A 12,644-nucleotide genomic window follows, 5' to 3' on the forward strand; every position below is an offset into this window, starting at 1 on the left:
TTGAGCGCTTTCGGCAATTTGGCATCCAAAATTTTTTTGTTGCAGTTTTAATTGATATATCAGCAGGGTTACAGGGAAATTGAGAAAATTCTACAAGGGATTAATTCCCGTCTCAAAAACCCCACCCAATGGCCAGTTGTTGACCTTGACGCTCTCCGAACCACCTTAAGGTGGATGCAGCGCCAACGTCTCCGCTTCACTACAACTGGCTAGAAATCAAACAGAAAACACATAGTACAAATGGACTTATGCCATATCAGGTATTTCCTGAAATGGATGTAGGGGCCTACAGTCGATTCATTCTGCTGTAAATATTTTTGGCGGAGATATTAACATACTCAGGCGATCGCTACCATTTATTTAATCTGTAATCGCTTTATTTTATTATTTGCCGATAGTAGTAATTCTTGAGCTTTCAAATAGGTTGTTGTGCCATTTTGTACCTTTTCTAATTGATTAATAATACTTTGCAATTGACTCAACACACGATTGCGCTCTCCATCATCAGCATCCGTAGGAATTGAAGCCGACAAGCTTTTGATTTCTCGTTGCGCTGCCTCCAAACCCGGATTTCTCACGCATAGTGTAGGCGGAGGAATGTGGGGGGTTGGGGGGTGTAGGGGGTAAGACTTCTTCCCCATCCTCCCACACCCCTTGGATTTCTCACAAGTGAGAAATTCCAGGCAAAGCCTCCACGGCATCCGCCTCAGCTTGCCGTCTAACCTGAACTTGACCTAAATTAGCCTCATATCAGAACTCAAATTGGTAGGAAGAAACTTGTTTTGTCCACCCTGCTGCAAAAAGTTTCAGTTATCCTGAAATAAGAGTTCGCAGTCAGCCGATTCGCCTCTATTCAATGGCTTAGGTATGTGGACATGAGTAGTAAAACAGTATTTGGGAACAAAATGATACTCATTTACGTTTTAAGCTGTTGCGCCTGCAAATTGCATCACAAGCATGATTAGACAAAACCTCTAAATCCTCTCCCTTGCTCCCTGCACCCTGCTGCCACAATGTGCAAACTATAATCACAACAGCTTCTAAGTGTCTCGCCTCTAATTTGGAATGACGCACATTAGCAGGATAAAAATTCTGAAGAGTGATTGCGATCGCACAGACTTCCCATCATCATAAGTACTTTTATCTTCGGAATACGCTTATAGAGAGGTTTAAAAACAGTCAGAAACAAACTCAGTGAATCCTCGTCATTAAATACATCACATACACAAAGGATAATGCTCTTATGACTCGCCTACATCAATGGAAATATGGAACCGCTGCATTTATGGCAATGGCCGTTACTACAAGCACCATTAGCCCTCTATTCAGCTTGGCTCCTGCTAATGCTCAATACAACATTGGGCAAAACAGAAATAGTCAATACGGAAACGTGACCATTCCTTCTGGGGTTGCTTTTCCTGTCACCTACGAAAAAGAGACAATTACTATTGCTCCTGGGGAAAGTAAATCTATAACCTTGAGAATAGCCAATGACATTATCGACAGAAATAGAAATGTCTTAATTCCTGCTGGTACTAAAGTTAATGGACGGCTAGAATCTGTTGACTTAGATAGTTATTCAAGAGATACAAGAAATACAGATGATAACCAAGGAAAAGGCGTAAGGTTTGTAGCTCAAGAATTAGAATTTTCTAACGGTCAGCGTCAGTCGATTAATGCAACTTCTCGGACATACACCACAACTCAAAAAGTCACACAAGGGCCTAGCACCAATCAGGTTTTAACTGACGCAGCTATTGGTGGGGGTGCTGGTCTTTTAGGTTCGCTACTTACTGGTAATCGCAGAATTGACGATTTAAAACCTGTTCTCGGTGCAGCTGCGGGTGCTGGTGCGAGTGTGCTATTGCGGAAAAAAGAAGCAAATGTTTTTGTCATTAGACCTGCACAGGATTTAAGACTGACACTGAATTCTAACTTGAATTTAGTACCATCATCTCGCTACTAGATTTAGCTTCATTCAAGTCGTGAGTTTAATCATCCCTTATCTGCGATCGCCACTTTAACTATAGTGTGCGATCGCCTTCATTTTTAAACCTAAAAAATTATATTTACCAGCAACTCTTTTACCTCTATATCGTCTTAATTTAGTATCAATATTTATTGGAATACTTATTTAAGTATGTTATAGGAAAACTAGTAAATTTGACTCTATTGTATTCTCTATCCAAAAGAGTATTCAAACTTACGAAATATCCTGGTACTTTTATTAAGTAGTGACGATAAAGGAGTCTTTGATTATGGTACTTCAAGGTTTCGGTTTAAGTGCATATTTGGCAATTCCCATAGTATTAAATATTTTAGCTCCAGGAGAAAGGATAAAAGTATCTTTAGCTGAAAACGACCGTCAGGTTTCCACTAACAAGGAAATTAACTTATCCAGTCGTGAGCTAATCAGCGCGAATTCAACACCAAAAACATACTATGTTAGTGGTAACGGAAACGACAAAAATAACGGACTCTCTACATCATCCGCCTTTAGGACAATTCAAAAGGCAGCAGACCTTACCAACCCTGGCGATACAGTCTTGATTATGAACGGAATATACAAAAATTCACCCAAAGATGGGAGTGTAATAAGTATTAAACGTTCTGGAACTGCAAATGCCTGGATTAGGTATAAAGCATATCCTGGGCATTTCCCGAAAATCCAACACAATACATGGAACGGTATCCTAATTTCAAGTGGAGCTTCGTATATCGAGATCAACGGGTTGGAAGTAGTTGGAAACAATGCCAATATAACCCTTGATTATGCGATGAGTGAGAAGACTAACAAACAAAATCCGCTGACAAGTGGAAACTGTATCAACGTTGATGGACGAACTAATGGTCATGTTCATCACATCCGTATTGTCAACAACAAAGTGCATGACTGCGGAGGAGCAGGTATTTCAGCGATTCAATCAGATTATGTGACAGTAGATAATAACGTGGTATTTAATAATGCCTGGTATAGCGTTTATGGTTGCAGTGGCATTTCGATGTTGAGCAATTGGAATTTTGACAACAACCAAGGATACAAAATGTTTGTTACTAACAATAAGACTTACAACAATCGTATGTACATCCCTTGGATTGCAGTTGGAAAGATCACAGACGGGAATGGCATTATTATTGATAGTACAAGAAATGATGGCAACCCCAAATTAGGTGAATATAAAGGACGTACTTTAGTTCAAAATAATCTTGCATTTAACAATGGTGGATCGGGTATTCATGCCTTTTTCAGCGATCATGTTGATATTGTAAATAACACAGCGGTTTTAAATAATCAGAGTCCAGAAATTAAAGGTGGACAAATATTTGCTCATACATCATCTGATGTCAGAATTCTCAGGAACATTCTCTATGCTTTTCCTGGGAAGGATATTAATAACAACACTAAAAATCAAAACGTTGTTTATGATTATAATATCTACCTAAATAGTTCTAATATCAGTGTTAAAGGGCCTCACGATATTGTTGCAGACTCAGACTTTTTAAGTAAGCATCCCACTATAGAAAAAATATCTGGTGATTGGAAATCGCAACTAGATAAACAAAATCCGCCTACACGGACTGATGTAGAGCCTAAGTTGGCAAGTTTTGTTTGTGAACCAGTGACTTATCCTTCACAAGAGAAAGTTACCAAAGTGGGATGTTCCCCGCTATCTTTAGCTCAAACTGCTTTTTCTGATGTTTCATCTGACTATTGGGCAGCACAATTTATTCAGCAATTATCTCAGCGAGGTGTAATTGCTGGATTTCCTGATGGCACTTTCCGCCCAGAAGACCCGGTGACACGCGCTCAATTTGCCGCGATGATCGATAAAGCTTTCCAAAAAGCACAGCAACGGCAGGCAATCAATTTTACTGATGTGCCTAGCAACTATTGGGCATCTAGTGCCATTCAGCAAGCTTATGCGATTAGTTTCTTATCAGGATATCCTGGTAATCGCTTTCAGCCTAACCAAGCTATTCCCCGCGAACAGGTTTTAGTTTCTCTCGCTAATGGTTTGGGATATACTCCTGGCGGCAATACTAAAAGTACTCTGCAATATTTCAACGATGCCTCTAACATTGCTAGCTATGCCCGTAGCCCGATCGCAGCCGCAACCGAAAAGCAAATTGTGGTCAACTATCCTGATGTGAAGTTACTGAAGCCAACTGCAAATGCTACACGGGCGCAAGTAGCAGCTTTTATCTACCAAGCATTAGTCAGTTCTAATCAAGCTTCAGCAATTAACTCGCCTTATGTTGTGTTAAGACTCAGCAATTAACTCGCTGTATATAGTGGGTGTTGGGTCTACTACTTCAACACCTGTATCGGTCACAATTAGAATCTCTTGACTTAGATAGCTATTCAATAGGCGATCGCCACTTTAAATATAGTGTGCGATCGCCTAAATTTTTAACCCTAAAAAATCCATTTTTCGGCAACTATTCTATCTCTGTATCGTCTTTACTAAGTATAAATATTTGGAATACTAATTTTGTCAAGAGGTAATAGGGTGATGATACTACTTCTATTATCTACTCTGGCTCATGGAGATTTTTAGATTATCACTATATGACTAAAGTAATGGCTTTTACAAAAAGCACAAAAGAATGGAACCTAATACTTTAGTAAATGTCTAATTAATTAACAGTAAAAAAACTAATTGAACTGGAGTAAAAAATAATGTTTAACTTAAATCGTTGGCAATCTAGAACAGCTGCACTTATGGCTTTGAGCGTCACAGTCGGAACTGTAGCACCTTTCATGACAGCTTCGCCATCTTTAGCTCAAACTACTTTTTCTGATGTTTCATCTAACTATTGGGCAGCACAATTTATTCAACAATTGTCACAGCGAGGTGTTATTGCCGGATTTCCTGATGGTAGCTTCCGCCCAGAAGAACCGGTGACACGCGCTCAATTTGCCGCGATGGTCAATAAAGCTTTCCAAAAAGCACAGCAACGGCAGCCAATCAATTTTGCTGATGTGCCTAGCAACTATTGGGCATCCAGTGCCATTCAGCAAGCTTATACCATTGGTTTCTTATCAGGATATCCTGGTAATCGCTTTGAGCCTAACCAAGCTATTCCCCGCGAACAGGTTTTAGTTTCCCTCGCTAACGGTCTGGAATATAACCCCAGTGGTAATACCGAAAGTACTCTGCAATATTTCAATGATGCCTCTAGCATCGCTAGCTATGCCCGTAGCCCGATCGCAGCAGCAACCGAAAAGCAAATTGTGGTGAACTATCCGAATGTGAAGTTCCTGAATCCAACTGCAACCGCCACTCGCGCCCAGGTAGCAGCTTTTATTTACCAAGCATTGGTTAGTTCTAATCAAGCTTCAGCAATTAACTCACCCTATGTTGTGGCTGTCGGATCTACTAACCCAACACCTACATCAGTGACAATTGCTCAAGGGACTGCTATTCCTGTGAAGTATGACAAGGCAGAAAAAATTCTAGTTACAAAGGATGAAACATCACCTTTGACATTGACAGTATCCCAAAACGTGGTTACGCAAGACGGATCTGTAGTGATTCCTGCTGGTAGTCAAGTTATTGGTCAACTCAAACCGGCTACAGGCGGTTCTCAATTTATTGCTGAGAAACTGGTTTTAACCAATGGTCAAGAGTATCAACTTAACGCTAGTTCTAACGTGATTACCAAAACTGAAACCGTCAACAAGGGTACTAGTACTGGTGCAATTATCAGAAATACTGTATTAGGCGCAGGTGCAGCCGCAGCGGTATCTGCTGTCACAGGCGATCGCGCCATTGCCACAGAAGAAGTCTTGGGTGGCGCTGGTATCGGTGCATTGATTGGTCTGTTCTTCGGTAAGAAAAGTGTTGACTTAATCGCTATTGATCCAAATACCGATTTACAAATGACAATCAATCAAAACTTGTTGGTTTCACTAAGATAGTCATTAGTCATTAGTCATTGGTCATCGGTCATTGGTCATTAGTCTTTACAAATGACAAATGACAAATTCTAAACTTCCGGCAACCAAATAATAAATGTAGTTCCCGGTGCATTGGGTGAAGTTAGCTTAGAGTTGATTGCAGGGCTGAAAACCTCGATTTCGCCCTGCATTTGCTCTATTAATTGTTTAGCGATCGCTAACCCCAAACCTGTACCGGGGATTTCTGTTTGCGCTTGTACACCCCGATAATGTCGTTCTCCAAGATGTTCTAAATCTTGGGGTGGAATTCCAGGCCCGTTATCACTAATGACTATTCCCTGAAAATTCGCTTTTTTTTGCCCCGCCTGAATCAAAATTTTGCCACCAGTGGGAGTGTATTTTAAAGCATTATCAATAATGTTAGTTAACACCTCTCGTAATGCTTTGACGTTGGCACGTACTAGAGATGAATTTTGTTGAATTTCAGTTATGAGTTTTAGCTTTCGCTCTTGGGCGATCGCTTTGGCTGATATTAATAATGGTTCTAATATATCTGCTAGGGAGCAGTCAACTGCTTTATCTCCTGTTCCCGGTAATAATAGCGGCGGTTTCGCGTCTTTTTGGATAGTTGCTTCTACAAATACTTCATCTTCTGTCAGATGTAATGGTGCTAAATCTGCCTCCGTCAAGTCAATTACTTGCTCAAATTGTTGCAGTAATTCTTGGAGGCGATCGCTTTCCCGCACAATACTATTTGCCACATCTCGGTTAGCGTCTGCTGGTCGTAGTCGTTTCAACAGCAGTTTGCCAAAAGTCCGCAACGCCGTTAATGGGTTACGAAACTGATGCAACAGGTTATCCAGTAAATCCTGCTGTTTTTCTTGGAGAATTTGTTGCTCGCGCAACTGCTGCTCAAACCAGGCTCGTCTCTGATCTAAAATACAAGCGATCGCTAATGTTTGGGCTATCCGTTGAATCTGACTTTGCTCATGTTCATTCCACGCCCGATCTTTTCTACCTGTCACTAGTAACCCCATCATCACACCCTCATAGACCAGAGGTAAAACAATTTGGTTGCCACTAAGTAGGTATTCCTCTTTTAGATCGGGTTGAGACGCATCTGGTATCTCAGACTCTCCCGACGAATTTGGAGATTCTAAACCTGCTGTCAATAACCTTCCCTGATGATTGGGTAATACAAACACATTTCCAACTTGAAGTTGCTTGTATGCCGTCGCTTCAGCAGTCTCCTCCCCTGGTGGTAATAATGCCGTTTCTGGGTAAATCACCACAGGAATAAGTTTTGCATCACCCGCAGGAGTTTCTACCAATTCTTGTGTTAAGTACACAATACTTAAAGTTGCTCCCAGCCCTTGGGTTAGCAGCGCTATTTGCTCTCGACACAGAGCAAGAAAATCGGAACTGGCAGACATTAACATTTTTTAGCTCTTGCTCAAGATTATAGATTTTGAGGCATGATGTAAGAGAGGATACTTAATTTTTACCTCACTCATTTAATAAAGCTTAACTAAAATTTTCTTAGAGATGGTTTCTACTAAGGGATTATATTCTTAGGTGATTTTGTTTTGTCTATTTTCAAAGATATTAACTTTCTTATATTAAAAGGTTAAAAACTATTGATATTCTGAACTAGAACCTATATAATGACGACGGATTTTGTAGCTATCACTACAATCTATAGCTTGAAAGAGGAGGACAATAGATTGGCAAGGAGACGCAAAAGGAAGAGTCGTCGTCGTCAGGAAGGACGGCGCATTTTGGAACACGTGCCTCAATATAGCATCGAAAGTGGCGAAGAAAAGCCTGTGACAGCAGCGAGAAGATTCATTCAAGCTGAAGGGATTTTGCCACCAGCGTTGCTACTCGTAAAGCGCAATGAACACACTACAGATCGTTATTTCTGGGCAGAAAAGGGACTGTTTGGTGCTCAATACGTAGAGGAAAACCATTTCTTGTTTCCTAGTTTGAGGGTGTTAGAACCTTCGCCAGGTCAGGAACCTCTTGCTTTAGCTGGTAGGTGAACCATCAATGGTCATCTTAGGCATTGAATGTGGCTCCTGACTATCATTAACTGGCAAAATTGCTAAGTTTATGCAAAATTTAATTTTTTTTTAGTTTGTAGCTGATTGCCAGTAAATCTAGTCCAGGTAGTTGGAAAGTAAACCTGTCTCAAACCACGCTAGATTGCATGGGTTGATACTATTTTGATGATGCAGAAGGGAGTTGGTATGGAGCCAGGCGCGTCTAAAAGTGCTAGTGAAGTTGCGCTCTTATGCCGTAGATATTGAGAAAGCTCTGTCAATGAATTTAAGTTAATGAATTTAAATTTTTTCCCCGCGACACAAGTCGTGGGGAAAACTGACAAAGCAGTGGTCTTGATTTCCTCCTTCCTACTTTCCATTGCCTAAAGAGTAGGTCAGGTCAGAAGTCTGCATATCATAGTTAAAAGATGGTCACGAAAATCAACAATTATTTCCCAGGCTTTAACTGTAGAGTCCTTTGCAACTCACTGAGTTCATCTCGATGGGCAACTACGGTGATCCTACTTGAGGAGGTTTGTTCGCTCTGAGTTGTTTCTACTTTGAGCGACACCTTCTCAAGTCTTCCAGACTTTTTCCAATAAAATAGACCACTTAAAGGCGACAGCAGAACCATCGCCAGAACAACAGTACTCAGGCGAGGAAAAAGCAGGGATACAACCAGAGATAAACAAACAATCCCGGTAGCTGCAAGTAAAGTTAGGAATATAGCTAAGAACCAGCTGGGGCGAACAAAACCTTCAAAAGTCACTTGGTTTTGTTCTCGGTCTACCGCTGCCACTCGGTAAGACCGCGATCGAAAATACTCTTTTAATTGAGACATCAAAGCAGCTTCGTCTTGCTCGGATACCAGTTGCACTATTTCTGTGCGGTCTTTAGTCGAGGCACGAATAAAGAAAAACAGCCCAACCGATAACAACAAGGTTAGCAGGAACGTAGATGGCAGAATAGCAGTATCCATAACGAATTGTTAATGTTTGACTGGAGGAGACTTATTCATTATCAATTATTCGTTATACCAATTTGAACAATGATTGCGACAAATAGAGTGCCAAAAAGCGATTACCAGCGACTCTTACACAATCTAAAATCCTATTACTTTGTCCTCCCGTTAATGTAGTGTTGCCAAAGAACAGCTAAATCCTGAGCTTGAACTTGCCATTCGGGAGAAACTTGGTACATCCGCCTGGGGCGTCCTCGTCCTTCGAGTTTCTTCCAATATCCAGTGATTGCCCCTTGGTCTTCCAGAAATTTGATTGCACTATAAAGTACGGTATCTGAAAGTCGATAGATGGGATACTCAGTTTCTAATTGCTCGATCAACTCGGTTCCGTAGGATTCACCTTGTAATAAAACAGACAGTATGTAACAAACTGCAAGTTCCTGACAAAGGTAAGTTGGCGGAGGATTCTCAAAAAAATGATATATATCCTCAAGTTTCATGGTTAGTGAATGGCTAAAAAAATGCCTTAGGGTAAGGTCTACAATCCTTGTAGTCAGTATACAGTGCTACTGCTAAGTGAGTAGTACATATAAAGCTACTTAGACTAGATATCCATTGCGTAAACACCAAATAATCACCCACATCTGTGAAGTTGTGGGAAGAGTTTGCGAGTTCTAGGGGTACAAAATAATGTATCCCTACCCAAGCTCGATACAGTGTGTTGAGGAGCGAACAGACAGTGGCGAAGTCACTATCTTGGTGTTAAGTGATGCCAAAGTGGTTAGAACAGCTTAAGCAATAAAATGCCATCGAAGAAATTTTACAGGTAAAATGCTATTTTGTCTGTAAATGTTAATAAACACTTTGTTTTACAGTAATTTTCCCAGTGCGGATTATCAAAGCTTACGCTAAGGGATATGTCTGGGTTAAAGCTGCTACGCCAGTGAAAACACTTAAGTAGCAACCATTGCTGTCTCTTGTGGCAAGTGTGATAGTAAATTTATCAAATAAGACACAAGGGAGGTGGGTAAAAAACTCTCCATGTCCCCACGTTCCTGTTTACTCTTGTCCCTTAATCAAGCGCAGCACATTGGTACTATGTCACAAACTCCTGATGCCCCATCATCTTCCTCAACTCTGCGGGCAATTGCCCAAACTTTTCGCCTGACAGGTTGGATTAGCTTCTGGATTCAGCTAGTACTAGGCGTTGTTTCTAGCATAATTGTGCTGCTGTTCGCCGTCTTTAATCAAAGAACTGGCAGTCCTAGTAATAATCCTGGGACTGGCTTTGGTGTATTTTTAGCAATTTGTGGACTGGTTGTTTTGGGTGGGGGGATTTATTTAGCTTACCGTTATACGAGAATTGGCAAGCAATTAGAATCCTCCAATCCCAGCAACCGCCCTCGGAAAAGCGAGACTGTGCAAGTATTACGCTTAGGGGTGTGGGTGAATTTAGGGGGAACGCTAGTGACTCTTTTGGGGGCGCAGGCGATCGTTGGCACACTGGTAGCACGATCCATATCTCCGCAAGCGATAACTACCCAATTTTTTGACCCTACCCGGATTATTAGCGGTCTAGATATGCTTGTAGTACAGGCAAACACCAACACTGTCTCAGCCCACTTTGCAGGGCTGGTGGCGTCACTTTGGTTACTCAATCGCATTAATCGTCCTTAATACAAGTGGGGAGTCGGGGAGAGTAAATAATTTCCCCTGATCTTTTTTTATTTAGCAAATTAATTGCGTAATCCTATTCTACTTTTCCGTAACATATAGCCCAAGGTGTGAAGACAACTATAGATTATTTGAAAAAAACATCCTGCTAAAAAGTGGCACAGGGATGATAAACATCTTTTTTGGAAGTCTTACACTATGAAAAATCAACCAGGACGGAAATTTAATCAAGAAGCTTGGAGATTTGGCGTACAGGTTTTCTTTAGTAGCATCGTACTGGGACTGTGCATTTTCAAACTTGGTTCACTAGGGGATGAGAAGAATATTGCGCTTTACTGGGGTGGTTTATCAAGTGTACTTGCGTACTGGCTACCTTCACCTGGGCAAAATAGAGACGAGAAGGAACCACCGAATATCACTCAAAAGACGTTTTCCGCAACTGAAAACGCTAATGGCAATGGTCAAATTTTAGCTCAGGTTGCTGAAACGACAGTGACTTCAAATACCAGTCCATGATTAGTTAAATGCATTATCTGCTTTCGTAGCCCTGGCAATGATGCTAGGGTAAAATTTTGATAATAGGTTAAGACTAATTTTTCTAAAAAACTTTGTTTTTCCAGTCATAGCAAACCGAAATTACTATATGCTGGATGCTTATGTGTTAACTGTATTGACAAAAAGATAATAGGCTAAAAACTGAGAAAAATCTGTGCTGGATATCAAGCAAATACGAGAAAATCCGCAATTCGTTCAAGAACGATTGAATAGTCGTAGTGGTAAATACGACATCGAACCGATATTACTGTTAGATCGGCAACAACGGGAACTTGAGGGGACGCGTAGTCAACTCCAAGCCCGGAGCAACGAAATTGGTAAAATTGTCGGTCAGAAGATTAAATCTGGGATCAATCCTCAAGACCCAGAAATTCAAGCTTTGCGGGATGAAGGTAACTCTGTTAAAGCGACGTTGAGTCAACTGGAACCCCAAGAAAAAGACCTCAAAGCTGAAATTGCTCAACTTGTCTTGGCACTTCCGAACTTACCAAGCGACTCTACACCCCTTGGAAAGAATGAGGAAGATAACGTAGAAGTGCGCCGTTGGGGTGATGAGTATATTCCCCAAAATGCGAATATTCTCCCTCACTGGGAAATTGGCGAAAAGCTGGGTATTCTCAATGTTGAACGAGCTGTAAAAGTTGCCCAAAGTCGCTTTGTGACATTAATGGGTGCTGGTGCGGCATTGGAGAGGGCATTAATTCAATTTATGCTGAGTCTCCATACTCAAGCTGGGTATGTAGAAGTCAGTCCGCCGTTGTTAGTGAATACTGAGTCTTTGACGGCGACCGGTCAGTTACCCAAGTTTGCGGAAGAAAGCTTTAAATGCGCTGATGATGACTTGTGGCTGATTCCGACAGCGGAAGTTCCAGTTACAAATCTCTATCGGGGTGAAATTCTCGCTGCTGAAGATTTGCCTATTTACCACTGTGCTTTTACTCCCTGTTTTCGCCGCGAAGCTGGTAGTTATGGGCGGGATATGCGGGGATTAATTCGCCTGCATCAGTTTAACAAGGTGGAAATGGTGAAATTTGTCGAACCCAGTACATCTTTTGATGAATTGGAGAAATTGGTAGGGAATGCAGAAGCAATTTTACAGGCGTTGAAGTTGCCTTACCGAGTAGTAAATTTAAGTACTGGAGATTTAGGATTTGCCTCTACCAAAACTTATGATTTAGAGGTTTGGTTGCCCTCTTCTGGCAAATACCGCGAAATTTCTAGCTGTTCCAATACTATAGATTTCCAGGCGCGACGGGCTGATATTCGCTTCAAAGAGGCGGGGAAGAAAGGAACTCAGTTCGTACACACTCTGAATGGTTCGGGTTTGGCAGTGGGAAGGACAATGGCAGCAATTTTGGAGAATTATCAACAACCTGATGGAACGGTGAAGATACCAGAAGTATTGCAACCTTACTTGGGACGTGAAGTTTTGTAATTTGTCCTTTGTTTTTTACTAATGACCTATGCTCAATGCCCAATACCCAATGCCCAATTAGAATGGAGATAACTA

10 protein-coding genes and 1 pseudogene are annotated in these 12,644 nt (G+C 41.2%); 7 read left to right on the forward strand and 4 right to left on the reverse strand.

Going from position 1 to position 12,644, the window contains the following annotated elements; genetic code table 11:
* Window positions 1-356: 356 nt before the first annotated feature.
* On the reverse strand, window positions 357-578 hold the full coding sequence (locus tag V7L31_RS02845) for a hypothetical protein (RefSeq protein WP_334694850.1): 222 nt from the start codon (window positions 576-578) through the stop codon (window positions 357-359).
* 665 nt (window positions 579-1,243) lie between these two features.
* On the opposite strand from V7L31_RS02845, the gene V7L31_RS02850 reads away from it, so the two are divergent.
* The 3 genes and pseudogenes from V7L31_RS02850 to V7L31_RS02860 all read left to right on the forward strand — a co-directional run bounded on the left by V7L31_RS02850 (window position 1,244) and on the right by V7L31_RS02860 (window position 5,923).
* Complete coding sequence (locus V7L31_RS02850) at window positions 1,244-1,966, forward strand: conjugal transfer protein TrbI (protein ID WP_334694851.1); 723 nt, start codon at window positions 1,244-1,246, stop codon at window positions 1,964-1,966.
* 1,654 nt (window positions 1,967-3,620) lie between these two features.
* Window positions 3,621-4,262, forward strand: a pseudogene (locus V7L31_RS02855) (S-layer homology domain-containing protein); the annotation flags it as partial.
* Window positions 4,263-4,681: 419 nt separating this feature from the next.
* Entirely contained in the window at window positions 4,682-5,923 is a 1,242-nt protein-coding gene (locus V7L31_RS02860) for an S-layer homology domain-containing protein (protein WP_334694852.1), read from the forward strand.
* Between the two features lie 68 nt (window positions 5,924-5,991).
* Here V7L31_RS02860 and V7L31_RS02865 read toward each other — a convergent pair whose 3' ends face one another.
* On the reverse strand, window positions 5,992-7,341 hold the full coding sequence (locus V7L31_RS02865; RefSeq protein ID WP_334694853.1) for a GAF domain-containing sensor histidine kinase: 1,350 nt from the start codon (window positions 7,339-7,341) through the stop codon (window positions 5,992-5,994).
* A 285-nt stretch (window positions 7,342-7,626) separates the two neighbouring features.
* On the opposite strand from V7L31_RS02865, the gene V7L31_RS02870 reads away from it, so the two are divergent.
* Window positions 7,627-7,944 (forward strand): DUF3155 domain-containing protein, encoded by a 318-nt coding sequence (locus V7L31_RS02870; RefSeq protein WP_099100497.1) that lies wholly within the window; start codon window positions 7,627-7,629, stop codon window positions 7,942-7,944.
* Window positions 7,945-8,392: 448 nt separating this feature from the next.
* On the opposite strand, the gene V7L31_RS02875 is transcribed toward V7L31_RS02870, so the two are convergent.
* On the reverse strand, window positions 8,393-8,923 hold the full coding sequence (locus tag V7L31_RS02875) for a cofactor assembly of complex C subunit B (RefSeq protein ID WP_334694854.1): 531 nt from the start codon (window positions 8,921-8,923) through the stop codon (window positions 8,393-8,395).
* A 134-nt stretch (window positions 8,924-9,057) separates the two neighbouring features.
* On the reverse strand, window positions 9,058-9,405 hold the full coding sequence (locus V7L31_RS02880; RefSeq protein ID WP_334694855.1) for a PadR family transcriptional regulator: 348 nt from the start codon (window positions 9,403-9,405) through the stop codon (window positions 9,058-9,060).
* Between the two features lie 598 nt (window positions 9,406-10,003).
* Here V7L31_RS02880 and V7L31_RS02885 point away from each other — a divergent pair.
* The 3 genes from V7L31_RS02885 to serS all read left to right on the forward strand — a co-directional run bounded on the left by V7L31_RS02885 (window position 10,004) and on the right by serS (window position 12,569).
* Window positions 10,004-10,582 carry a DUF3611 family protein gene (locus V7L31_RS02885; protein WP_334694856.1) on the forward strand — a complete coding sequence of 193 codons (579 nt, stop codon included), beginning with the start codon at window positions 10,004-10,006 and terminating at the stop codon, window positions 10,580-10,582.
* A 195-nt stretch (window positions 10,583-10,777) separates the two neighbouring features.
* Window positions 10,778-11,095 (forward strand): hypothetical protein, encoded by a 318-nt coding sequence (locus V7L31_RS02890; RefSeq protein ID WP_334694857.1) that lies wholly within the window; start codon window positions 10,778-10,780, stop codon window positions 11,093-11,095.
* 193 nt (window positions 11,096-11,288) lie between these two features.
* Window positions 11,289-12,569, forward strand: coding sequence for a serine--tRNA ligase (gene serS, locus V7L31_RS02895; protein ID WP_334694858.1), 1,281 nt, complete (start codon window positions 11,289-11,291; stop codon window positions 12,567-12,569).
* The last annotated feature ends 75 nt before the right edge of the window (window positions 12,570-12,644 follow it).

Origin of the sequence: Nostoc sp. (assembly GCF_036916655.1) — a bacterium.
GTDB lineage: Bacteria > Cyanobacteriota > Cyanobacteriia > Cyanobacteriales > Nostocaceae > Nostoc.